This window comes from Nocardia exalbida NBRC 100660, assembly GCF_000308575.1.
Lineage (GTDB): Bacteria > Actinomycetota > Actinomycetes > Mycobacteriales > Mycobacteriaceae > Nocardia > Nocardia exalbida.
On record NZ_BAFZ01000041.1, the window covers coordinates 112,133 to 134,354 of the forward strand.

Here is a 22,222-nt window from a genome sequence, read left to right on the forward strand (position 1 = left end):
AGTACACTCAGGCAACGCCAGTCCGACGAATCGTTGGGGAAGACGGTCCTCGTCGAAGCTGGAGGTATTGGTGGTGCGCGCATCGAGTCAGTTCGCGGACGCGACGGCGGGTGTGGTCTACATCCACTCGTCGCCTGCCGCGCTGTGCCCGCATGTCGAGTGGGCACTCACCTCGGCCCTGGGGGCCCCGGCGAAGCTGCGCTGGACCGCCCAACCGGCCGACGGCCAACTGCGCGCCACCAGTGAGTGGATCGGTCCGGTCGGCACCGCCTCGAAGATCGCCCAATCGTTGCGCTCCTGGCCCGTTCTGCGCTTCGAGGTGACCGAGGACCCCAGCGACGGCGTGGACGGCGAACGCTACAGTTTCGTCCCCGGCCTCGGTCTGTGGCACGGGTCCACGAGCGCCAACGGCGACGTCATGGTCGGCGAGATGCGCCTGCGCGCCATGCTCCAGGCCACCCGCGAACTCGGCAAGTACTCCGCCTACGACTTGGCCGCCGAAATCGACCGCGCCCTCGGCACCGCCTGGGACGAGGACCTCGAAATCTACCGCTACGGAACGGAAACCGGCGCCGAGGTCACTTGGTTGCGCCGGGACGTGGGGTAGGTGTCACCGCTGTAGCCACCGGAATTGGCGTCTGCCCCGGTTTCGCCGACGGGGATAGGGTCGTGACACGGTCGGGGCCGAGCACGAGGAGTCGACCATGAAGCATGCCGGTATGCGCATCATCGCCGCCGCAACGATCGCCCTGACGGCCGCGACCGCCGCACCTGCGACGGCAACCGCCGAACCGGTCGGGTCGGTTGTGGAAGTGCCCCCGGCCGTCGTCGACGCGGTACGAGGCGCGATCGCGAGCGTCCTGTTCTTCGGCATCGTCGGCCTGTGCGTGGTGCGCGTCCTGCCGCCCGACCAGTGCCATTTGTTCTGAGGAGAGCAAAGGCGGCACCGCTACCGGCTGAGGACGAGTGGCTCATTCAGTGCGCTGCGATGCCGACTCGGTCGCACAGAGCTCGAACGTCCTCGCCCATTCCGGACGGCGGTCGCTTCCGTAGCGCGTGCAGCATGTCGCGCGCGTAGCCGTTGTACCGGATCGTCTCGGGTGCCGTGCGTTCGGACTTGTCGAGCATCGCAAAGGCGGCTGCGAATTCGTCACGCTGGTAGTGGGCGCGGGCCACCTCGATGAAATGACGGCTGCGGCGTGGGACGGAAGCTATCCGGTCGGCGTCCAGCGCGTGGGCCGCACGGAGCCCTTCACCCGCTCGTCGCAGTTCGACTCCGAGTGTCGTTGCGTGCGCTTGTATCACCGGGATGGAGAACGATGTCTGGATGTGCCGGTAGGTAGGCCCGAGTCGCTGGGCGATCCGATCGGCCGATTCCCAGTACGCCCACGCTTCGCCGTAGCGGCCGCGACGGGCATGTACATAGGCGATTTCGGCCTGCAGAGCCCCCGCGATCCCGTGCCAGTCGTCCGACGTGCCCTCCCGGTCCAGGTACGGCTCCAGCTGCGCGATAGCCGTGCGGGCCAGAGCGATTCCCTCCTCCCAGCGGCCGGAGTCCCGAAGCGCCTGAACCATCGACCACGCGCCGCTCGCGATCAGGTACGGGTCGTCTGCCTCATACCCCTCGTTCAGAGCGCGATCAGCGACGAGCCAGACGAGTTCCGGAGCAGGCTGGTAGGCCACGAAGAAATCCGCGAGCTGGTACACCCCGGCCAGAACACGCCGGGCCGCCCGGCGATCATCGCCGCGAAGGCGCACGGCGTTCTGCGCGTCCCTGATCAGTCCAGGTAGTAGCGAACCGAGTTGCGTCCGGTGATCGGGGCTCGCGTGTCGCACCTGCCACGCCTGCGCCAGACGCAAAGCCAAGTGCTCGGTGCCCGCCGAGTCGTCCGCAGCCGCCAGGCGATAGTCCGTCAGCGCCGACTGCACATCGGTCAGGGCCGCATGGCGTTCGCCGGCGAATACCGCGACCGGAACCGCATGTCCATCTCCGGTCAACTCGGCCAGATCGTCCAGTTCCAAGGCACGGGCGATCCGAAGCAACATCGGCAGGCGCGGACTCTGCAGTCGACCGTTCTCCACGGCCTTCAACCACTCGGCGGAACGGCCGACCAATCCCGCGAGAACCGGGCGCGACATACCGGCCCGCTCACGGTGCCGCCGAATCCGCGCGCCCACCGGGGCATCATCAGAGCTGTACACGGCTGTCCCCTCTCGCCGCTGGTTCGATGAATCAAGCGTAGCCGGACGATCTCGGCCGCAGAGGGATGAATCCGATGTCCACTGGACAGTATCGGGTACGAACCGTACCCGGCGACACCTCCGTGGCTACCTAGCGTGCTGCGCAGCCCACCGTCAGGTCCGATGCTCTTCATGCGTCCCTGGCGGCTGGTGCCCACCGATAGGTCGATCAGGGGAGTTCAGGGGATGTATGGAGAGAACTGCTGTGGCACAGAGTCTCTGGGGCCGAACGCGCTGGGCTTCATTCGGCGCGAGGTTTCCGGTGCGGACGAGCAACCCGATGAGTGGCTGATCCGCCAACTAGCCGCTGCGCGTGGGTATTTCGTGGTGGAGCTGATCGTCTTCGCTACGGCGGCGCGGACGACGGCTCTGCTGGCGGTCGAGCATATCCGGGTGGCGGATGCGGTCGCGGTGATCGTGCCGGGGCTGGCTCATGTCGAGCCGTTCGCCCGGGCGGTCACCGAACTATGCGACCTGATCACTCCCGAGCAGACGTATCCGCGCGGGTATCGGTGGCCGTCGCTGCTGCCCATCGATCACCCGTACCGGAGGTTGCCGTGACCGGGTGGCAACTGGTGGCGGTCGCGATCGGTGCGTTGCTGCTCACCTCGCTGGTCGGCATGACCTTATGGCTGTGGCCTGTTCGGTTGCCGGAGGGGCGCAGCGTGGACGAGATCACCCGGCGAGTGGAACGAGAGCGCGGAGACATGGACACGCCGGATTGGCCGATGGGTTTCCCGCATGACGCTCCCGATCACGCGATGGGGGTGGGGGAAGCGCAGATGACCATGCAGCGGCACCGTACTTGTCGCGTGGGGGAGTGTCCGCGTAAGACGGCTGCGTGGCGGGTCCTCGTGGAGGCCGGGCGTATCCGGCCGGATGCGGGGCGGCAACGGTGATTGCCGGGCGGCTCAATCTCCTCGGTGGCCGAGCACGGCGAACATGGTGACCGAGAGGTGGTAGTCGCCTTTGGCGATGCCTGCCTCCATGGTGGCGGCCAAGTCGTCGCGTTCCTGCTCGGTGATCACGCCGTCGGCGCGGGCGCGCTCGGTCATCTGGGCGAAGAGAGGGCGGATGGTCTGTGGGTCCCAGATCACCGCTTCCGATCCGATGTCGTCGATCGCGAAACCGGCGGCGGTGAGCAGGCCGCGCAGGCTTCGGCCCGACTTCGGATTCGGGGTGGTCGCGAGCAGCGACGTGGACAGGCGGGCCATCACATCGTCGTCGCCGGGATGCGCGATGGCCGTGTGCCAGTCGCTGTCGATGAGCAGCACGCGCCCGCCCGGCCGCAGGACCCGCGCGATCTCGGCGGTGGCGGCGGCCGGGTCGTCGAGGTGCTGGTAGACGCGCTCGCAGCGCACCGCATCGAAGGAATCGTCCGGGAACGGCAGATGGTAGGCGGTGCCTTCGACGAAACGGGCCCGAGAGTCCGCCGTCTCGGCGCGCCCACGAGCGATCGCGAGCATCGCGGGATTCGGGTCGACGCCGACCGCTTCGCCGCCCGGCCCGACTCGACGGGCCAGTTCGATCACCTCGCTACCTGTTCCGGCGCCGATATCCAGCGCGCGCTCGCCGGGTTGGACGGCCAAAACCTCGTGCGCCCACGCGCGCATACGCCGAATACCCGGCAGCGCCGCCTGGAGATCCAGGATGCCGACAAGCGCCGCCATCGGGTCGTCGGTAGTAGGGCGCGAAGCGTCGGGAATCGCGTTCACGTGGAATGAGGGGATGGAGGGCGCGGGCTCGCTCGGCATATCCCGACAGTAATCCCGGCACCCCGGCAGGTGGCAACACGTCCTTCACGTCGCCCGGCGGCTGCCGTGGCCTCGACCGGGCCGGATAGCTTCCAACGGGCCGAACGAACTCTGCCGACAGCGACTCGACGGGCAGTAGCTGACCTGTCGCGGCAGGTGGCTCCGTTTGTTGCGACCTTTACCGGGTAACACTCGCTCGGCTCACGGTTTCGATGAGCCGCGCTGACTCGTGAGAACGCACTCGCCCACCGTCAGCGAGAGCGATCGTGGCAGGCGCGCAAGATTCCGATAACCATTTCGGCAGCGTTCACGAGCCCGACTACAGAGGAGCGTCAGATGACCGAATCCGGCTCCGCTGATCTCAAGCGGCGGCATCGCGCGATGTGGGCACTGGGCGACTATTCGTCCATCGCCACCGAAGTCATCCCCGGGCTGGGCCGTCGTCTCGTGGAGGTCTGCCGTATCGGCCCGGGTCAACGGGTGCTGGACGTCGCGGCCGGGTCCGGGAACGCCGCGATCCCGGCTGCCGAGGCCGGTGCGAATGTGGTGGCGAGCGACCTCACACCGGAATTGTTCGAGGCGGGTCGGCGCATCGCCGCCGAACGGGGCGTCGACCTCCAGTGGCAGGAAGCCGATGCCGAGGCATTGCCTTTCTCCGATGCCGAGTTCGACGCGGTGATCTCCTGCGTCGGTGTCATGTTCGCGCCGTTCCACCAGGCGGCCGCGGATGAACTGGTGCGTGTGGCCAAACCGGGCGGCACGATCGGGCTGATCAACTGGACGCCCTCCGGATTCATCGGGCAGATGTTCGCCACGATGAAACCGTTCGCTCCGCCGCCCCCGCCCGGCGCGCAGCCGCCCCCGCTGTGGGGCGACGAAGCGCATGTCCGGTCGCTGCTCGGCGATCGCGTCACCGACCTGGAGCTACGCCGGGAGAACGCGGCCATCGACCGTTTCGCCGACGCCGCCGAATTCCGCGACTTCTTCAAGACGTACTACGGACCGACGGTCGCGGTGTACAAGGCCATCGCGGGGCAATCCGACAAGATCGCGCAGTTGGACCGGGCTCTCGCGGAACTCGCGGCCGAGCACGACCTGGGCGACGGGCGGATGGAGTGGGAGTACCTGTTGGTCACCGGACGCCGAGCGGGCTGACTGCGCCACGGGCTATTCGTTCGGCGTCCGCGCCCGGAACGCTGAGGTCTACCCGAGCGTCGGCGCGATGCGCCGACCGCCGGTGTCTGGCGGCCTGGCGAAACCTTTGAGCAGCCGAACCGGCGCGTCCGTCATGCACGGGGGTGGGCCGGGTGATGGCGCGTCGGATCGTATTGTTCGAAATAGGACTCGCCCACGGCGAACATTCCGCGTTGCGGCAGCCAGAAGTCACCGAGTTTGGCCTGCTCGACCAGCGGTCCCGGAGGACCGATATCTATTCCATCGATCCGGGCAGTGCTGTTTTCGACGGTCCACAGCATCCGGGGGTTGGCCCGGAACAATTGACCGTTCGGCGAAGTACCGCTGAGCTGTACCCGCCCCACGCCCAGCGCCGGTCCCGCAGCCCGCGACATCAGCGACAAGACGGCAGGACGTCGCCACAGAGCGGCGGGCATCATGCGGCCGAGACCCGTCATCGCGGCTGTCGCCAGCGATCGTCCCAGCTGGAGATCCCACACGATCTTGTCGTCCACCCGCACGGTGAAGGTGGCGGGGCCGGTCCAATCGACCGAGATGTCTTCGGTTCGCGCGTCTTCGAGTGCTGCTCCGAAATAGCGGGCGCAGCTGGTGGCCGGGGAGACACTGCTGTGGATCACCCATTTGCCGTCGGGGTCACGATGCCACACCGCGTCGTACCCCGCGCCGACCGAGCTCGCAGGGAAGTGCCGCAGCGCCAGGTAGTGACCGCTGGCGAACGGCATGCCCATCACCCCGTAGCCGGAGAATCGCTCCTCATCCGTACCCGAAGGGAGCGCCTTGTCGGTCGCGGCAATCGATCGTGGGCTGTCGGTCATCGCCGACCTCCTCGAGGAGTGGACTCGTGCCGACTATTTTACGACCGCAGCAGGGAGGGCTGGAAAATTTCGACCCGGCCGAGGGGTGTTCCTCACAGCCCCGGTGTGGCCGTTGTCTGTTGTCCATGGCGGGCGGCCCTCTGGTCACGAGCGCCGATATCGACCCAATAACGCCGTGCCGGACCGAGTTGGGTATCCACGATGCGCTCGAGAACGCCGCCTCGGCGCTCGATGGTCTTCGCCGAGGCGATGTTGTCGGCCGCGCAGACGATCAACACGCGATCCATGCCGAGTCTCCGCGCCTCGTCGAGCATCCGGCCCAGAGCCCAGGTGGCCAGCCCGCGCCGCCGCGCGGACGGCCGGATGCCGTAGCCGATGTGACCGGCCCACCGCACGAAGTCGTCGAAGCCATGCCGCAGAGCGATCCCGCCGAGCACTCGGTCACCCTCGACGATCCATCGGTAGGTGCACCGCGCCCGGCCCGTCTCGTCCACCGCCCGACCGGATTCGTGGTCCAGCCGAGCCACCCAGGCCGCGAAACCCGTCGGCGATTTCACCTCGTCGGACGGCCGCAATCCGAAACCGTCCTCATGCGGGCCGGGCCCCCACTCCTCGTGCGCCTCGAGCCAGGCCGTATGCAGACGTGCCGTCGGAGCGATCAACGCGGGCATATCGCGACGATACCGACCCCGCTGCCTGCGATCATGGCAATGAACGCGCCGAACGAGCCGCGAACGCGCGGCGCGCCTGTTCCGCATCGCCGCCTGCCTTTGGAAGTATTCGGTTCGTGTCGGGCTGGGTGGAAGTGCTCCTCGATCGTGGGTCGCTGAACGCCGGCGACGACGCGCTCCCGCACGGCCAACGCTGGATGTTCCCGGCCACGTCCACGATCTCCGACCTGGTGGTCTGGATCGCTTCGCACTATGTGCCGCGGCTGCCCGGCGTTCACCACTGGGAGCTCTTCATCGATTCGGACGACACCCACGCCGGCTGGATATCGGCAGGTACCGAGGGTTGGCCGCACTGGGGGTGCCCGCTCGGCATCCTGTACACCCATACCCACGACGTGGGGCCCGTCGAAGAGTTGCAAGACCGGGTCGCTCTCTACTTTCCGGGACATCGGCAGTTGGGTGGGCTTGCCCGCTCCTCGCGCCTGAAAGTGACCGCCGGGCATACCTATGGAGATCCCGCGAAGCCGATCAGGATCGGCGAAATCCACTACGGCTCGTCCTTCGAGGGCGGCAGCCCCATCAGAGTGGACTGAGACGGCGCCGGGCGCACCCGCCGATCCTGCCGCACGGTGGTCTCGCGAGGCCGGGTGAGCCGAGAAACGCCGTCACATGCCGCGGTGGCGGCCCGGGGCGGCGGGCGCCGGATATCTTGTGCGGCTGTACCGCTTCAAACCGAACCGCACCGGGAGGTCTGCGAGTGGCGAACAGGATTCAGGGCGGGGCGATCGCCGTGGTCGCGGCTGCGGTGGTCACCGGCCCGGCGGCGGCATCGGCGGCCGCCGAGGTGATCGAGTTGACCGCGTTCGAGACGAGTTCCTCGTTTTTTCGACCGGGATGGCGACAAGCGACTCGGACCGGGCGATCAGGTGACTCACATCGACGACCTCCGGCGCGACGACGCCGGGTTCGGCCGCGGCTCGGGGGTTTGTACGGTCGTGTCCATCGCCGAAAACGCTTCGGTGCAGATGCGGTGTGACGGCGCGTTGTCCCTCCCCGAGGGCCGGATCACCACCAAGGGCACGGTGACCGATCCCCGCACGCCCGGCGCGCGCGCCTACGACATCGCGATCACCGGGGGCACCGGCAAGTACACGGCGGCCCGGGGTTACATCCATGTCGAGGTCTTCGCGGCGGACCGAACCCAACTGACCCTCCACCTCACCTGACATCGACCGGATCCCGGCCTCGAATTGTCCGGCTGATCCGTGGGTTGCCCGGCCAGGGGCAGTCGCTGTACTGGGTCGACCGCAGGCCGATGGTCGCTGCGATCAGCTGGTCAACGTCGGCCCGGTCGAGGGCGGTGGTTACGGCCGCGTCTACGAGCTGCTCGCCTACATCCCGCCCGCCGGGTAATCCGACCAACCGACAGAAGCCCGGCCGAAGTCTCGGCCGGGCTTTTCGTGTCCAAGGGGGCTGGGGACATCCACGCGAGAAGTCACGCTATGGCCGAGGGGATCGCCGCCGATCTGGCCCGGCTCAGCGCGGACGCGCCACGTTCTGAGGGAACTGCCCCTCCACGTTGCCGGGTGGGTTGTAGAGAGCGACGACGACAGTGTAGCCGTTCTGCGAGGCGTACCCGATACCGAGTCGGGTGCTGGCCTTCCACACCAACTGCGTGAAATGGCCCGTTGACATGCTGAACCCGGGATTGTTGAAGTCGTAATTCTTGATCTCGTCGTACCACATCTGCGTGCCCATCTGGACAAAGGAGACACCGTCCCAGCTGCCCGCTCCCCCGACAAGGTTCTCCCCGGCGCCGTTCTTGTAGGGGCAGCTGTGATCGATCGTGTTCTTTTGGGCGTAGTACTTCGCGCATTGGTCGGCCAGGTTGTTCAGGTTCTGGGTCAAGGTCATGGCCGGGGAACCGTGCTTGGCCCGGTACTTGTTGTGCAGGGTGAGCCCGGTCTGCGCGTAATCGCTCTGTCCGGCGGCGGGGCCTCCGCCGACGACGAGCGCGGCGAGCATCACCGCGGCAACAACCGATATCAAACGACCAAAGCGCACGACAACCTCCCGAGGCAGAGCAGGACACAACAGAAGCGAACCACGCAAACCCTGGAACCCCCACAGGCCGTGGGTGTTTCGGGATACGGCGAGCTTACCGGGTCGCTGTGGGCGTGATTTCTAGTGGATGTTTCCGGACCCCCGTCTACAGCCGGTCTACAACTCGGCTGTCCATCCCCTAACCGTTCCCCTGGCCCTTCGTCCGCAGGCACGCCTATCCTGGGGCGGCAATCGATCTCAACGGGGGTGCGCATCTGAGGTGGTATTCCGATGTGCTGGGGCGGGTTTTGGCTGGGGAGGCCGGGGTGAGTGGGACCGAATGGGAGATGTTCTGCTCGGAGGTGTTTGCCATCGCCGAGCGTTACGCCATCCAGACCTTTTCGAATCCCGGCGCCCTGGTGCTCTCCAGCGGCTCCTCGTCCACGGAAGCCGAAGCGCGCGGGGTCAATCCACACATCAAACTGGTGGATATGGGCGATGCCGCGGTGCGCATCGAAACGGGCTGGTGCGTCCGCGCCATCGCCGACTACGAAATCCAATTCGAGGACAAGCCGTCCCAGGCGGCCGCGGCGGTCGAGGCGATCATTCTCGGGGGCGCCGAGGAGTATGTGATCACCGATGACGACGACCTGTGGGTGGCGTTCGGGTGGTGTATTCGGGGCAAGGATTCCCTGATGTCGCAACCCCCGCACATCACCTCGGGCCGAAAGGCGGTTCGTCGGCTCCTGCCGTGGCGGTCGGCGTGACCGTGCGGCCAGAAGTTCGACCCAAGCCGACCCAGCTGCCGTCGGTGCAGCGTGCCCAGCCGTGGAGTCGGCCGGGCACGGTGCCCGTCAACGCCTGACCTGCCGTTTATTCGGCACGTCAACCGCTGCCCTTCAAACGCGGCGCTGGGTGAGGGTGGCTTCAACCTCAGCTACCCGCTGTTTCAGCCGCACCGAGCCCAGCGCGGCCGCATCGGCCCGCACGCGGTCCAACGTCCGGCGCGCGGCATCGTCTTGCCCGTTGCGGGCGTACGCCTCGGCCAGCCACGACCGGTACAGCGCCGCCTCTCGCTGTCTGTCGGCGGGGTACCGCTCGATCACGGGCGACAACAGCGTCTCGGCCTCGGCGATGTCGCCGAGTTGCACGGCACAGCGGGCGCGCATCACGTCGATTTCGTCGCGGTCGAGCCAATATGTCCAGTCCGGCTCACAGTCCCCAGGTCGCCGACGGTCGTAGTCGTCGTCCACTGCATCGAGCGCGCGACGCGCGTTGTCGGCGTCCCCGGCCTTCGCTGACGCCCACGCGACGCGCTCACCGAGTAACGCCCGCACGATGGGCGGCGCATCGGTGGCACCGCGCAGCGCCGTGCGGGCGAGCAGGGCGGCGTCGTTCGGGGCGCCGACGTTGGCGAGTTGGTAGCTCAGCGTCGAAAGCAGTTGCCCTGCAAGTGGTCTGTCTCCGGCCTCGGTCGCTGCCGTCACACCGTCCAGGTAAACGCGTTGCGCCTGCCGGTAATGCCCGGCGTCGGCGTAGACCCACCCGCCCAGCTGTGACAGCTCACCGACCACCCGCAACAACCGGCGCCGCGTGTTGGGTGCGTGTGAGCCGTCGCGCACCACGACCCGCGCGGCGTCCAGATCGCACCGCACGACCGGGTGCAATGTCGTCCCGCCCACCACGTCGTCCAGTCGGCGCAGCTTCACCACGCGCCGCTCCATCTCGTCCGCCAAGCCCGACCCGACCCGCCTCCCAGACGCCATGTGCTCAACCGGGGGCGGGTCGCTCAACAGCCACTCATGCGCGATGCGCAACGGATCACCTGGCAGCGGCATCAAAGCCTCGGGGTCGGTGCCCAGCGCCGCCGCGTACGCCTGCCGTATCTCGTCGCTAAGCGGTCGTAGCCCGCGCTCGATTTGGCTCAGGTAGGCGGCGCTCCAGTGTGTTCGCCGGGCGAATTCCCGCAGCCCGACGCCCGCCGCCTCTCGAGCAGCGCGCAGCGCCGGACCCAGTACGGGCGCGTCGTTCATCCTGCACACCTTTCCTGACCGTGGCGACCGATTGCGCATTGCGAACACCTTGCAGACACCCTGCAACCACCGTAAACGCTCCAGCACCCAAAATGCCTGCCTAACGTCCATTTTCACGCCCCGCCGCCGGGTCGACTCGGTCCCCGGCGGCGGGTGCGCACCATCCACCGGAGCAGCAGGGGAGGCATTGTGTTGGACGCGATCGGCTGGATAGATCCGTGTTCGCCGACACCGGAATGGGACGCGGCCCAGGTGCGGCGCCTGGCGCGGCGATTGGGCTACACACTGCACTGGGCCGACACCGGTTCGCTACTGGGACTGGTCGAACAGGTCACGGCCTGCGGTACCGACGTGGTGTTGCTGCCGTCTTCGGCGCACGTCGACGCGGTGACCTTGGATCGGCTCATGGCCGTGGTCGATGTCGAATGCGCCGCGCCCCGTGCATCCTTCGGCCGGTGGGCGGTCGTCGGCGGGGTGCGCCGATGAGCTGGGCTCAGATCGGCCTGGTGTTTGTGATCGCCGTCCCCTTGGCGGTGGTGTTCGTCATGATCTTCTGGCCATCCGACTACGACGACTAACTGCCTGCGGTGGTCGACGTGGATGGCGCGCCGGTCAGCGACGTTGTGGAGGTTTTGATGAAAGCCAATCAGGCCGGACTCGCCGCCGACACGATCGCGCGGTATCTCCTTGCCACCCGCACCGTATAAGCGGAGATTGACACGTCGGGGTGGGTCGGCTGCAACGGAAGGTTCCGCCGAGAGCGCCATAGCTGTTGACTGATGGACAAGGACCCGCCCCACACTTGTATGTGTCTGACCCACGTTTGCCCCACGAAACCGGTGTGGGGCAAATCGAAGGCCGGCCAACAGCCCATCTAAGTGGGCTGATTTGTGGGCGCAGAGGGGATCGAACCCCCGACCGCTGGTGTGTAAAACCAGTGCTCTACCGCTGAGCTATACGCCCGGACCGTTACCGGCGGCTTATGAATCTAGCGCGGCGAGCGCTTTCTCCCAAGCCGCCTGGTCACGGGGCTCCCCGGGGCCGTTCATCTCGGCGAAGCGGATGAAGCCCTCGCGGTCGACGACGAACGTGCCGCGGTTGGGGTAGCCGGACTTCTCGTTGAAGACGCCGTAGGCCTGGGCCACCGCGCCGTGCGGCCAGAAATCCGACAGCAGCGGGAAGGTGTAGCCCTGTTCGGCGGCCCAGATCTTGTGCGTGGGCGGCGGGCCGACCGAGATCGCCACGATCTCGGCGTTGTCGTTCTGGAACTTGGGCAGCTCGTCGCGGACCTTGCACAACTCGCCCTGGCAGATCCCGGTGAAGGCGAGCGGGTAGAAGACGATGAGGACGTTCTTCTTCCCGCGGAAGTCCGACAGGCTGACTTCTTGGTTGTTCTGGTCCTTCAGCGTGAAGTCCGGCGCGACAGTGCCAACCTCGAGCGGCATAGCGAATCCTCCATCGTGTCGGGTCTCCACCGGGCGGGCGTGCGACACCGCCCTGGTGGAAACCATAGCGCGGTGGCTCAGCGCTGCTTCGAGGGCGCCTTGGGCTGTACCAGCCTGCTACCCGTCCATGAGCCGAGGCTGATCGCCGAGGTCTGGGTCAGACCTGCGGTCGGTGCGGATTCGGCGATTTCGCTCGGCTCGACGTGGCCCGGCTGTCCGGTCTTGGGGGTGAGCACCCACACGAAACCCTCGTCGGCGAGGGGGCGATGGCGTCCATCAAGGCGTCGACCAGATCCCCGTCCCCGTCGCGCCACCACAGCAGCACGACGTCGATCACCTCGTCGGAGTCCTCGTCGACGAGTTCGCCGCCGATCGCTTCCTCGACGTCGGCTCTCAGGTCGTCGTCGACGTCCTCGTCCCAGCCCAATTCCTGGACAACCAAGCCGTGTGTAATGCCAAGCTTCTGAGCGTAGTTCTGCGCGTCCGCCGCGGCGACCACGGTGGTGTCCTCCTCAACTCCCGACAATGGATAGTTGCAAGCGAACATGGTTATGGGCTTCAGCGCAAGCCGATCCGGCGAAATAGCTGCCGAATGTCGCGTTGCGAGGGTGTGTCAAGGGCTTTCTCAGCGCTTCGGACACGAGTCGCGGACGGCGTTGCGCGCGTCGTTGACCCGCCTGCTGGCGTCGTTGAGTGCCGCGACGGGGGCGGTGTAGGTCATCTTGCGCGTCTCGGCGGCCAGCGCGCGTGCCGCGTTCACGTACTCGGTCAGCAGGCCGGCCAAGTCCACGGGCAGCGCGTCCCTGGCGGAGTTCACGCCGCTTTCCACCTTGTTGGCGGCGTCCTCCAGGGTCTGCACCGCCGAGTCGCGCTTGGCGTCGTAGTCGGGCGCGTTCGCATCGTGCGCGTCGACGAAGTCGTTGTACTTGCTTACGCCCGCTCCGGTGGTGGTGGGGAACTGACCGCAGTTGTCGGCGATGGCCTTGCCCTGGGCCGCCGCGCGCCGGGAGGATGTCGCCGCCGCCGACGAGGACGCCGCCTCGGTCTTGTACGCCGCCAGATCGCTCGCGTTCGGACCGGCCACGCCGTCCACCCGGTTGGCGCATCCCGCGACGACCACCCCGATAGCGACCGCGCCCGTGGCGCACACCATTCCGAACCCGCGTGGGTTCAGCAGCTTCATCGTCCTCCCGCTCCTCAGGGCTGCCACGCTCTCATGCTCACCTTGCCTGTCGAACGGTACTGGATTTCCGGCTGACATGATGATTTGGGACGCGCCATCGGCAAGGATGGATGGTGCGCCCGAACCTTTCGTAAACGGGCGGTCCGCCAACCAGCGAACCCGCCCGGGGATACCGACGCCATCAGCATGTCCACCCCTGTACGAGGAGCAGATTTGACCGACCTGATCCACTCTTCCGCACCGGCGAAATCCGCCGGAAACAGCTCCGCCCCCGCGCCCGCCGCGAGCGGCGATCCCAACGGGTCGCACGCGCCGCAGCCGGGCGGCCGGGTGCGGGTGATCCGCGAAGGGGTGGCGTCCTACCTACCGGACATCGACCCGGAGGAAACCAGCGAATGGCTCGAGTCGTTCGATGAGATGCTCGACCGGGAGGGCCCCGGCCGGGCGCGTTACCTCATGCTCCGCTTGCTGGAGCGGGCCGGTGAACGTCGTGTCGCCATCCCGTCGTTGACCTCCACCGACTACGTCAACACCATTCCCACCGAGAACGAGCCGTGGTTCCCCGGCGACGAGGAGGTGGAGCGGCGCTTCCGCGCCTGGATCCGCTGGAACGCCGCGATCATGGTGCATCGCGCCCAGCGCCCCGGCATCGGCGTGGGCGGCCACATCTCGACCTACGCGTCCTCGGCGGCGCTCTACGAGGTCGGCTTCAACCACTTCTTCCGCGGCAAGGACCATCCCAGCGGTGGTGACTCGATCTTCATCCAGGGTCACGCCTCGCCGGGCATCTACGCCCGCGCGTTCCTGGAGGGCAGGCTGTCGGCCGATCAGCTCGACGGGTTCCGGCAGGAGTACAGCCACGGCGGTCCCGGCCACGGGCTGCCGTCCTATCCGCACCCGCGGCTGCTCAACAACTTCTGGGAGTTCCCGACGGTGTCCATGGGCCTGGGCCCGATGAACGCCATCTACCAGGCGCGCTTCAATCACTACCTGAACGATCGCGGGATCAAGGACACCTCCGACCAGCACGTATGGGCGTTCCTCGGCGACGGCGAGATGGACGAGCCGGAGTCGCGCGGTCTCGCGCACGTCGCGGCCATGGAGGGTCTGGACAACCTGACCTTCGTCGTCAACTGCAACCTGCAGCGCCTGGACGGGCCGGTGCGCGGCAACGGCAAGATCATCCAGGAGCTGGAGTCGTTCTTCCGCGGCGCGGGCTGGAACGTCATCAAGGTGATCTGGGGCCGCGAGTGGGACGCGCTGCTCGGCGCCGACCGCGACGGGGCGCTGGTGAACCTGATGAACAGCACCCCCGACGGCGACTACCAGACCTACAAGGCCAACGACGGCGCCTACGTGCGCGACCACTTCTTCGGCCGCGACCCGCGCACGAAGGCGCTGGTGCAGGACCTGTCCGACCAGGAGATCTGGAACCTCAAGCGCGGTGGCCACGACTACCGCAAGGTGTACGCGGCCTACGCGGCGGCGATGGCGCACAAGGGCCAGCCGACGGTGATCCTGGCCAAGACCATCAAGGGTTACACCCTCGGCAAGCACTTCGAGGGCCGCAACGCCACGCACCAGATGAAGAAGCTGACCCTGCAGGACCTCAAGGACTTCCGCGACCTGCAGCGAATCCCGATCAGCGATGCCGAGCTGGAGAAGGATCCGTACCTGCCCCCGTACTACCACCCCGGTATGGAGGCTCGCGAGGTCCAGTACATGCTCGACCGGCGCAAGGCGCTCGGCGGGTTCCTGCCCGAGCGGCGCGCCGCGGCCAAGCCGCTGAAGCTGCCCGGTGACGAGGCCTACCGCTCGGTGCGCAAGGGTTCGGGCAAGCAGAACGTCGCCACCACGATGGCCCTGGTGCGGCTGATGAAGGAGCTGCTGCGGGACAAGGAGATCGGCAAGCGGATCGTGCCGATCATCCCCGACGAGGCCAGGACCTTCGGGATGGACTCGTGGTTCCCTTCGTTGAAGATCTACAACCGCAACGGCCAGTTGTACACATCGGTCGACGCGGAATTGATGCTTGCCTACAAAGAGAGCACCGTCGGGCAGATCCTGCACGAGGGCATCAACGAGGCGGGGTCGACGGCCTCGTTCACCGCGGCGGGCACCTCGTACGCCACGCACGGCGAGCCGATGATCCCGCTGTACATCTTCTACTCGATGTTCGGCTTCCAGCGCACCGGCGACGGCCTGTGGGCGGCGGCCGACCAGCTCGCCCGCGGCTTCGTGCTCGGGGCGACCGCCGGGCGCACCACGCTGACCGGTGAGGGCCTCCAGCACAACGACGGGCACTCGCTGCTGCTCGCCTCGACCAACCCGGCCGTGGTGACCTACGACCCGGCGTTCGCGTTCGAGATCGCCCACATCGTGCGCGACGGCCTGCGCCGGATGTACGGCGGTGGCGCGGCGCCGAAGGGTGCCGCGCCGCTGCCCGGCACCCATCCGCACGGCAGCGCGGGCGAGTTCGGCGGCGAGGACATCTTCTACTACATCACCCTCTACAACGAGCCGTACCCGCAGCCTGCCGAGCCGGAAGGCCTCGACGTCGAAGGTCTGCTCAAGGGCGTCTACCTGTACAAGCGCGGAGGCGAGGGCCAGGTGCGCGCCCAGATCCTGGTCTCCGGCGTCACCGTGCCGGACGGCTTGCGCGCGCAGGCGCTGCTCGCGCAGGAGTGGGGCGTGCAGGCGGACGTATGGTCGGTGACCTCCTGGGGCGAACTCCGCAAGGATGCGCTCGACAAGGAGATCGCCGCACTGCGCGATCCGGGCAGCGATCCCGGCCTCCCGTACGTCACCGAGGCGCTCTCGCGCGCCGAGGGCCCGTACGTCGCGGCCACCGACTGGATGCGCGCGGTGCCCGATCAGGTTCGCAAGTGGGTGCCCGGCGACTTCACCACGCTCGGCACGGACGGGTTCGGCTTCTCCGACACCCGCCCGGCCGCGCGACGGGTGTTCAACGTCGACGCGCAGTCCATCGTGGTCGCGGCGCTGGCCGGGCTCGGCCGCACCGGCAAGCTCGACCCGGCCAAGGCCGTGGAAGCGGCGGCGAAGTACGGGATCGCCGACGTGGACGCCGCGCCGAAGGCAGTGGTGAGTTCGGACGAAGACCTCGCGTAGCGGAATATTGGATGGTGGACCGTAAACCGCCGCGGCCGCGACGGATCTCCGAAGGCTCTTCCGAGCACGAGGTGTATCTGCCGACGGGCGCGCTCTCCCCGAACCGGCAGACCCGCGACCCCCTTCCGGACACGCTGCTCAAACGCGTGAAGCAGTTCTCCGGCCGCCTCTCCACCGAGGCGGTGGGGTCGATGCAGGATCGGTTGCCGTTCTTCGCCGATCTGGACGCCGCGCAGCGGGCCGGCGTGCAGATGCTGGTGCAGACCGCGGTGGTGAACTTCCTGGAATGGCTCCAGGACCCGGACAGCGACATCCGGTTCAGCCTGGACGCCTTCCAGGTCATTCCGCAGGATCTCGCGCGGCGGTTGACGCTGCGCCAGACCGTGGACATGGTGCGCGTCGCCATGGAGTTCTTCGAGCAGTGGCTGCCCGCGCTCGCGCGCAACGACCGGCAGCTGGTCGCCTTGACCGAGGCGGTGCTGCGGTACGGGCGCGAGCTCGGGTTCGCCGCCGCCTCGGTGTACGCCAGCGCCGCCGAGTCGCGCGGCGCGTGGGACACCCGGCTGGAGGCGCTCGTCGTCGACGCCGTGGTGCGCGGTGACACCGGTCCGGACATGCTCTCCCGGGCCGCCACGCTGAACTGGGACGCCACCGCACCGGCGACGGTGCTGGTGGGCACCCCGCCCGGCGAGCAGGGCGTGTCGTCGGTGGGGGCGGTGCATTCCATCGCGGCGCGGCACGGGCGGGCCGCGCTCGCGGTGGTGCAGGGCGCGCGGCTGGTGATGGTCGTCTCCGGGCACCTGGGGGAGACCTCGCATGTCTCCCCGTTCCTGGCCGATCTGCTCGCCGAGGTGTTCTCCGACGGCCCGGTGGTGATCGGACCGACCACCCGCACGTTGGGTGCGGCGCACGCCAGTGCGGTGGAAGCGCTGGCCGGGATGGAGGCCGTGGTGGGCTGGCGCGGGGCTCCTCGTCCGGTGCACGCGGCGGAATTGCTGCCGGAACGCGCTTTGTTGGGTGATCGAGCTGCGATCGACGCGCTGAACGAGTACCTTGTCCTACCGTTGGCCGCGGCGGGGTCGTCGCTGGCGGACACTCTCGACGCCTATCTGGATTGCGGCGGTGCGGTCGAGACGTGTGCGCGTCAGCTGTACGTCCATCCAAATACGGTCCGGTATCGCCTCAAGCGCATCGGCGAGATCACGGGCCGTGATCCGCTGAATCCGAGAGACGCGTATGTGCTCCGGATCGCCGCCACAGTAGGTCGTTTGACACGAACCCGTAACGAATCATCGTCTCCTGCCCCAGAGGTAACTCCGGTCGCGTTCAGCCCCGAGGGCTTGTAACGCATCCGCGGAATCGGTCGATTCGGACAGCCCACGTGGTCTTTTGTGGAACCCCCACAAAAGCGCTTCCGAACCTTCATCCGCGTCGACATCTCGTGCGGCCCGCCTCACAGTGTTTTCTTAGAGACGTGATCGCGTTGTTCGCCCCTGGACAGGGCTCTCAGACACCCGGCATGCTCGCGCCTTGGCTCGACCTCCCCGGCGCGGCTGAGCGCCTGACACTATGGTCCAAGGCCTCCGGCCTGGACTTGGTCCGTCTCGGTACCACCGCGACGGCCGAAGAGATCACCGACACGGCCGTTACCCAGCCGCTGGTGGTCGCCGCGGCGCTGCTCGCGTTCACGGAGATCTCGCCCGACGAGCTGCCCGCCACTACCATCGTGGCCGGGCACTCGGTCGGTGAACTCGCCGCCGCCGCGGTCGCCGGAGTCATCTCCGCCGACGACGCGGTCCGGCTGGCCGCCATCCGCGGAGCGGAGATGGCCAAGGCGTGCGCACTGGAGCCGACCGGGATGTCCGCGGTGCTCGGCGGCGACGAAGCCGCCGTGCTGGAACGGCTCACCGAACTCGACCTCGTCCCGGCCAACCGCAACGCGGTGGGTCAGATCGTGGCCGCGGGTCGGTTGGACGCTCTCGCCGAGCTCGCCGCGAACCCCCCGGAGAAGGCCAGGGTTCGCGCGCTGCCCGTCGCGGGCGCGTTCCACACGGCGTTCATGGCCTCGGCGCAGGATGCTGTGACCGATGCCATAACGAAGATCACGCCGAACGAGCCGATCAGGACCTTGCTCTCGAATTTCGACGGCAAGCCTGTCGCCTCCGGACGTGACGCGATAGATAAGCTCGCCGCGCAGGTCACTCGGCCAGTTCGCTGGGACCTGTGCACCGAGACCGTCCGGCAAGCCGGCGTCTCGGCAGTAGCGGAGCTGCCGCCGGCGGGCACCCTCGTCGGCATCGCGAAACGGGAGCTGAAGGGCACGCCCACGCTGGCCCTGAAGACCCCGCAAGACCTCCCCGCGTTGGCTGAGCTGACCGTATCCGGCTAGCTTTCCTCCGCGACCATGCATTCAGATGCGAGGTCGTGACCGAGAGGCGGTAACCATTTCCGCGCTCGATCCGAAAAAAACCAGTAGAGCCCTACAAAGTATCAAGAAGGGAGCCACGAAGTGGCCGCTCTGACCCAGGAACAAATCGTCGAGGAACTCGGCAAGATCATCGAAGAGGTGACCGGCATCGAGCCCTCCGAGGTGACGGTCGAGAAGTCCTTCGTCGATGACCTGGACATCGACTCGCTGTCCATGGTCGAGATCGCGGTGCAGACCGAGGACAAGTACGGCGTCAAGATCCCCGACGAGGATCTCGCCAGCCTGAAGACGGTCGGCGACGCCGTCGCCTACATCCAGAAGCTCGAGGCCGAGAACGCTGACGCGGCGGCCGAGCTCAAGGCCAAGTTCGACGCCGAGTAGGGCCGAAACAGTGACCACTCCTTCCACCTTGAACGGGAATTTCCCCAACGTCGTCGTAACCAGCCTTGCGGCGACCACGTCGATCGCGGGTGACGTCGATGCGACGTGGAAGGGACTCCTCAACGGCGAGAGCGGCATCGACGTTCTCGAGGATTCCTTCGTCGAGGAATACGATCTTCCGGTCCGCATCGGCGGCCACCTGAAGGTCCGGCCCGACACCCTGCTGTCTCGTGTCGAATGCCGGCGCATGGCCTATGTCGAGCAGCTCGCGACCGTGCTCGGTCGCGAGGTCTGGCGGAACGCGGGCAGCCCGGAAGTCGACCCGGAGCGGCTGGGTGTGGCCATCGGCACCGGATTGGGAGGCGGCGACGCCCTCATCGATTCGGTGGACAAGCTGAAGAACGGCGGCTATCGCAAGATCTCGCCGTTGGCTGTGCAGATGGTCATGCCGAACGGCCCTTCGGCCGTTGTCGGTCTCGAATTGAAGGCCAGGGCAGGAGTGGTCACTCCGGTCTCGGCATGCTCGTCCGGCTCCGAGGCCATCGCCAACGCCTGGCGCATGATCGTCATGGGTGACGCGGACATCGTCGTCACCGGTGGCGTCGAAGGCTTCATCGACGCGGTGCCGATCGCGGCGTTCACCATGATGCGCGCCATGAGTACCCGCAACGACGATCCGAAGGGCGCGTCGCGTCCCTTCGACAAGGATCGCGACGGCTTCGTCTTCGGCGAGGCGGGCGCGCTGATGGTCATCGAGACCGAAGAGCACGCGAAGGCCCGTGGCGCGACCATCCACGCGCGCCTGCTCGGCGCGGGCATCACCTCCGACGGCTTCCACCTCGTCGCCCCCGATCCCACGGGTGACGGCGCCGCGCGGGCGATGACCAGGGCGATGCAGTCCGCGGGTTTGACCAAGAAGGACATCACGCACATCAACGCGCACGCGACCGCGACGCCGATCGGCGACACCGCCGAGGCGAACGCGATCACCAAGGCCGTGGGTAGCCACGCCTCGGTGTACGCGCCCAAGTCGGCGCTCGGCCACTCGATCGGCGCCGTCGGCGCGCTCGAGTCGGTGCTGACGGTGATGAGTATCCGCGACGGCATCGTTCCGCCGACGCTGAACCTGGAGAACCAGGATCCGGAGATCGACCTCGATGTGGTGAGGGGCGAAGCCCGTCGTCAGGAGATCGAGTACGCGATCAACAACTCCTTCGGATTCGGTGGGCACAATGTGGCGCTCGCCTTCGGTCGGGCATAGCCGCGCGATCGACTGCACAACGATCCCGGCGGGGTCGGCCAGCTGAACTGGCCCGGCCCCGCCGTGGTTCGACATACGCAGCCGCAGCAGCGGCACACTCATCGAGGTGAGGAGACCACGCGATGACAATCATCGCTCCCGCGTTGCATCAAGAGACTGCGACCGACCCGCGTGATCCGCTCGGTCGACTCCAGCGCTTCTTCGATCCCGGCACCATTCTTCCGCTCCACCCGCGCGACAAGTCCGGCGTGCTCGCCGCCATCGGCGAGGTGGACGGCGTCCGCACCGTGGCCTACTGCTCCGACGCGACCGTCATGGGCGGCGCGATGGGCGTGGAGGGTTGCAAGCACATCGTCGACGCCATCGACACCGCCATCGACTCCGGTGTCCCCGTAGTCGGTCTGTGGCACTCCGGCGGCGCTCGCCTGGCCGAGGGCGTCGAGGCGCTGCACGCGGTCGGCCTGGTCTTCGAGGCCATGGTCCGCGCGTCCGGCCTGGTTCCGCAGATCTCCGTGGTGCTCGGCTTCGCCGCCGGTGGCGCCGCCTACGGTCCGGCGCTGACCGACATCGTGATCATGGCTCCGGAAGGCCGCGTCTTCGTGACCGGCCCGGACGTGGTGCGCAGCGTGACCGGCGAGCAGGTGGACATGGCCACCCTGGGCGGCCCGGAGACGCACGGCAAGAAGTCCGGCGTCACCCACATCGTGGCCGACGACGAGTCCGACGCGCTGCACCGCGCGCGCCGCCTGGTGTCGATGTTCGCCGAGCAGGGCGAGTTCGACCTGGTCGCGGCCGAGCACGGCGACGTGGACCTGAAGGCGATGCTGCCGGAATCGGCCAAGCGCGCCTACGACGTGAAGCCGATCATCCACGAGCTGCTCGACAACGTCGACGGCGAGTCGTCGTTCGAGGAGTTGCAGGGGCTGTACGCCCGCAGCATCGTCACCGGCATCGGTCGTCTCGGCGGACGCACCGTCGGCGTGCTGGCGAACAACCCGATCCGCCTCGGCGGCTGCCTGAACTCCGAAAGCGCGGAGAAGGCGGCGCGTTTCGTGCGGCTGTGCGACGCGTTCGGCATCCCGCTGATCGTGGTCACCGACGTTCCGGGTTACCTGCCCGGTGTCGGCCAGGAATGGGAAGGCGTCGTGCGGCGCGGGGCGAAGCTGCTGCACGCGTTCGCCGAGGCGCGCGTTCCGCGGGTCACCCTGGTCACCCGCAAGATCTACGGCGGCGCCTACATCGCGATGAACGCCCGTTCGCTCGGCGCGACGGCGGTCTACGCGTGGCCCGGTTCCGAGGTGGCCGTCATGGGCGCCAAGGCCGCGGTCGGCATCCTGCACAAGAAGGCCCTGGCGGCCGCGCCGGAGGAGGAGCGCGAAGCGCTGCACGAGCGGCTCACCGCCGAACACGAGCGCATCGCGGGCGGCGTGGAGCGCGCCATCGCGATCGGTGTGGTCGACCAGGTCATCGACCCGGCGAAGACCCGCAGCGTCATCGCCGCGGCTCTCGCGGCGGCCCCGGCCCGCGCCAGCCACCACAAGAACATCCCGCTCTGATCCACCCACCGAAGCGGGCCCCGGCACTCCCGGGGCCCGCTTCGCGTTTCCCGGCCGCGCGTAATGGGCCGGCGAACCAGCGGTGGCG

The 22,222-nt window shown here is 67.7% G+C and carries 23 protein-coding genes, 1 tRNA gene and 1 pseudogene; 15 read left to right on the plus strand and 10 right to left on the minus strand.

Features of this window, described 5'->3' with window-relative positions; translation table 11 throughout:
* The first annotated feature begins 73 nt into the window (after positions 1 to 73).
* A complete protein-coding gene (locus tag ON29_RS09095) occupies positions 74 to 607 on the plus strand; it encodes a DUF3145 domain-containing protein (RefSeq protein ID WP_040865831.1) in 534 nt (177 codons plus the stop codon).
* 112 nt (positions 608 to 719) lie between these two features.
* Positions 720 to 929, plus strand: a complete 210-nt coding sequence (locus ON29_RS09100) for a hypothetical protein (RefSeq protein ID WP_040865722.1) — start codon at positions 720 to 722, stop codon at positions 927 to 929.
* Between the two features lie 46 nt (positions 930 to 975).
* Here ON29_RS09100 and ON29_RS09105 read toward each other — a convergent pair whose 3' ends face one another.
* On the minus strand, positions 976 to 2,178 hold the full coding sequence (locus ON29_RS09105) for a helix-turn-helix domain-containing protein (protein WP_245548876.1): 1,203 nt from the start codon (positions 2,176 to 2,178) through the stop codon (positions 976 to 978).
* A gap of 159 nt (positions 2,179 to 2,337) precedes the next feature.
* Between ON29_RS09105 and ON29_RS36365 the strand changes: the two genes are divergently transcribed.
* Together ON29_RS36365 and ON29_RS09115 are read left to right on the plus strand one after the other, a co-directional pair.
* Positions 2,338 to 2,802: a hypothetical protein gene (locus ON29_RS36365; RefSeq protein ID WP_169332565.1), complete on the plus strand. Its 465-nt coding sequence runs from the start codon at positions 2,338 to 2,340 to the stop codon at positions 2,800 to 2,802.
* Positions 2,799 to 3,140: a hypothetical protein gene (locus ON29_RS09115; protein WP_040865725.1), complete on the plus strand. Its 342-nt coding sequence runs from the start codon at positions 2,799 to 2,801 to the stop codon at positions 3,138 to 3,140. Before ON29_RS36365 ends, ON29_RS09115 begins: the two co-directional genes overlap by 4 nt.
* A 12-nt stretch (positions 3,141 to 3,152) precedes the next feature.
* Here ON29_RS09115 and ON29_RS09120 read toward each other — a convergent pair whose 3' ends face one another.
* The gene (locus ON29_RS09120; protein ID WP_083863320.1) at positions 3,153 to 3,995 is read right to left on the minus strand and encodes a methyltransferase domain-containing protein; all 843 of its coding nucleotides are present in this window, start codon (positions 3,993 to 3,995) and stop codon (positions 3,153 to 3,155) included.
* A 336-nt stretch (positions 3,996 to 4,331) separates the two neighbouring features.
* Between ON29_RS09120 and ON29_RS09125 the strand changes: the two genes are divergently transcribed.
* A complete protein-coding gene (locus ON29_RS09125) occupies positions 4,332 to 5,150 on the plus strand; it encodes a class I SAM-dependent methyltransferase (protein ID WP_040865726.1) in 819 nt (272 codons plus the stop codon).
* A 131-nt stretch (positions 5,151 to 5,281) separates the two neighbouring features.
* Here ON29_RS09125 and ON29_RS09130 read toward each other — a convergent pair whose 3' ends face one another.
* Both ON29_RS09130 and ON29_RS09135 read right to left on the minus strand, forming a co-directional pair.
* Positions 5,282 to 6,004, minus strand: coding sequence for a hypothetical protein (locus ON29_RS09130; protein WP_040865727.1), 723 nt, complete (start codon positions 6,002 to 6,004; stop codon positions 5,282 to 5,284).
* 92 nt (positions 6,005 to 6,096) lie between these two features.
* Positions 6,097 to 6,675 carry a GNAT family N-acetyltransferase gene (locus ON29_RS09135; protein ID WP_051175017.1) on the minus strand — a complete coding sequence of 193 codons (579 nt, stop codon included), beginning with the start codon at positions 6,673 to 6,675 and terminating at the stop codon, positions 6,097 to 6,099.
* Positions 6,676 to 6,791: 116 nt separating this feature from the next.
* Here ON29_RS09135 and ON29_RS09140 point away from each other — a divergent pair, with 116 nt between their 5' ends.
* On the plus strand, positions 6,792 to 7,268 hold the full coding sequence (locus ON29_RS09140; protein WP_040865728.1) for a hypothetical protein: 477 nt from the start codon (positions 6,792 to 6,794) through the stop codon (positions 7,266 to 7,268).
* A 333-nt stretch (positions 7,269 to 7,601) separates the two neighbouring features.
* Complete coding sequence (locus ON29_RS09145) at positions 7,602 to 7,901, plus strand: allene oxide cyclase barrel-like domain-containing protein (RefSeq protein ID WP_051175018.1); 300 nt, start codon at positions 7,602 to 7,604, stop codon at positions 7,899 to 7,901.
* Positions 7,902 to 8,211: 310 nt separating this feature from the next.
* Here the strand turns inward: ON29_RS09145 and ON29_RS09150 are convergent, their stop codons facing one another.
* Complete coding sequence (locus tag ON29_RS09150; protein ID WP_157172712.1) at positions 8,212 to 8,739, minus strand: CAP family protein; 528 nt, start codon at positions 8,737 to 8,739, stop codon at positions 8,212 to 8,214.
* 272 nt (positions 8,740 to 9,011) lie between these two features.
* Here ON29_RS09150 and ON29_RS36930 point away from each other — a divergent pair, with 272 nt between their 5' ends.
* The gene (locus ON29_RS36930; protein ID WP_245548877.1) at positions 9,012 to 9,485 is read left to right on the plus strand and encodes a hypothetical protein; all 474 of its coding nucleotides are present in this window, start codon (positions 9,012 to 9,014) and stop codon (positions 9,483 to 9,485) included.
* 132 nt (positions 9,486 to 9,617) lie between these two features.
* Here ON29_RS36930 and ON29_RS09160 read toward each other — a convergent pair whose 3' ends face one another.
* Positions 9,618 to 10,751 (minus strand): NsdA family TPR-like regulatory protein, encoded by a 1,134-nt coding sequence (locus ON29_RS09160; protein ID WP_040865730.1) that lies wholly within the window; start codon positions 10,749 to 10,751, stop codon positions 9,618 to 9,620.
* A 189-nt stretch (positions 10,752 to 10,940) separates the two neighbouring features.
* On the opposite strand from ON29_RS09160, the gene ON29_RS09165 reads away from it, so the two are divergent.
* Positions 10,941 to 11,237 carry a hypothetical protein gene (locus ON29_RS09165; protein WP_245548878.1) on the plus strand — a complete coding sequence of 99 codons (297 nt, stop codon included), beginning with the start codon at positions 10,941 to 10,943 and terminating at the stop codon, positions 11,235 to 11,237.
* 405 nt (positions 11,238 to 11,642) lie between these two features.
* Here the strand turns inward: ON29_RS09165 and ON29_RS09170 are convergent.
* From ON29_RS09170 to ON29_RS09185, 4 genes and pseudogenes are all read right to left on the minus strand, one after another.
* Positions 11,643 to 11,714: transfer RNA gene (locus ON29_RS09170), tRNA-Val, on the minus strand.
* A gap of 17 nt (positions 11,715 to 11,731) precedes the next feature.
* Complete coding sequence (locus ON29_RS09175) at positions 11,732 to 12,196, minus strand: peroxiredoxin (RefSeq protein ID WP_040865836.1); 465 nt, start codon at positions 12,194 to 12,196, stop codon at positions 11,732 to 11,734.
* 77 nt (positions 12,197 to 12,273) lie between these two features.
* Positions 12,274 to 12,695, minus strand: a pseudogene (locus tag ON29_RS09180) (DUF3052 domain-containing protein).
* A 126-nt stretch (positions 12,696 to 12,821) separates the two neighbouring features.
* Positions 12,822 to 13,379 carry an Rv2240c family protein gene (locus ON29_RS09185; protein ID WP_040865732.1) on the minus strand — a complete coding sequence of 186 codons (558 nt, stop codon included), beginning with the start codon at positions 13,377 to 13,379 and terminating at the stop codon, positions 12,822 to 12,824.
* 330 nt (positions 13,380 to 13,709) lie between these two features.
* Between ON29_RS09185 and aceE the strand changes: the two genes are divergently transcribed.
* The 6 genes from aceE (at position 13,710) to ON29_RS09215 (ending at position 22,134) form a co-directional block, all read left to right on the plus strand.
* On the plus strand, positions 13,710 to 16,508 hold the full coding sequence (gene aceE, locus ON29_RS09190; RefSeq protein ID WP_217999125.1) for a pyruvate dehydrogenase (acetyl-transferring), homodimeric type: 2,799 nt from the start codon (positions 13,710 to 13,712) through the stop codon (positions 16,506 to 16,508).
* Between the two features lie 11 nt (positions 16,509 to 16,519).
* A complete protein-coding gene (locus ON29_RS09195; RefSeq protein WP_051175020.1) occupies positions 16,520 to 17,854 on the plus strand; it encodes a PucR family transcriptional regulator in 1,335 nt (444 codons plus the stop codon).
* Between the two features lie 128 nt (positions 17,855 to 17,982).
* On the plus strand, positions 17,983 to 18,897 hold the full coding sequence (locus ON29_RS09200) for an ACP S-malonyltransferase (RefSeq protein ID WP_040865734.1): 915 nt from the start codon (positions 17,983 to 17,985) through the stop codon (positions 18,895 to 18,897).
* 120 nt (positions 18,898 to 19,017) lie between these two features.
* The gene (gene acpM / locus ON29_RS09205) at positions 19,018 to 19,317 is read left to right on the plus strand and encodes a meromycolate extension acyl carrier protein AcpM (RefSeq protein ID WP_040865735.1); all 300 of its coding nucleotides are present in this window, start codon (positions 19,018 to 19,020) and stop codon (positions 19,315 to 19,317) included.
* Between the two features lie 10 nt (positions 19,318 to 19,327).
* Positions 19,328 to 20,578: a KasA/KasB family beta-ketoacyl-ACP synthase gene (locus ON29_RS09210; protein WP_040865736.1), complete on the plus strand. Its 1,251-nt coding sequence runs from the start codon at positions 19,328 to 19,330 to the stop codon at positions 20,576 to 20,578.
* Positions 20,579 to 20,700: 122 nt separating this feature from the next.
* Positions 20,701 to 22,134: an acyl-CoA carboxylase subunit beta gene (locus ON29_RS09215; RefSeq protein WP_040865737.1), complete on the plus strand. Its 1,434-nt coding sequence runs from the start codon at positions 20,701 to 20,703 to the stop codon at positions 22,132 to 22,134.
* Positions 22,135 to 22,222: the final 88 nt, after the last annotated feature.

Coding starts and splice junctions, on each gene's coding strand:
- ON29_RS09195 (WP_051175020.1), top strand. CDS start 16,520: ATGGTGGACCGTAAACCGCCGCGGCCGCGACGGATCTCCGAAGGCTCT.
- ON29_RS09130 (WP_040865727.1), bottom strand. CDS start 6,004: ATGACCGACAGCCCACGATCGATTGCCGCGACCGACAAGGCGCTCCCT.
- ON29_RS09185 (WP_040865732.1), bottom strand. CDS start 13,379: ATGAAGCTGCTGAACCCACGCGGGTTCGGAATGGTGTGCGCCACGGGC.
- ON29_RS09100 (WP_040865722.1), top strand. CDS start 720: ATGCGCATCATCGCCGCCGCAACGATCGCCCTGACGGCCGCGACCGCC.
- ON29_RS09160 (WP_040865730.1), bottom strand. CDS start 10,751: ATGAACGACGCGCCCGTACTGGGTCCGGCGCTGCGCGCTGCTCGAGAG.
- ON29_RS09125 (WP_040865726.1), top strand. CDS start 4,332: ATGACCGAATCCGGCTCCGCTGATCTCAAGCGGCGGCATCGCGCGATG.
- ON29_RS09215 (WP_040865737.1), top strand. CDS start 20,701: ATGACAATCATCGCTCCCGCGTTGCATCAAGAGACTGCGACCGACCCG.
- ON29_RS09120 (WP_083863320.1), bottom strand. CDS start 3,995: ATGCCGAGCGAGCCCGCGCCCTCCATCCCCTCATTCCACGTGAACGCG.
- ON29_RS09135 (WP_051175017.1), bottom strand. CDS start 6,675: ATGCCCGCGTTGATCGCTCCGACGGCACGTCTGCATACGGCCTGGCTC.
- ON29_RS09175 (WP_040865836.1), bottom strand. CDS start 12,196: ATGCCGCTCGAGGTTGGCACTGTCGCGCCGGACTTCACGCTGAAGGAC.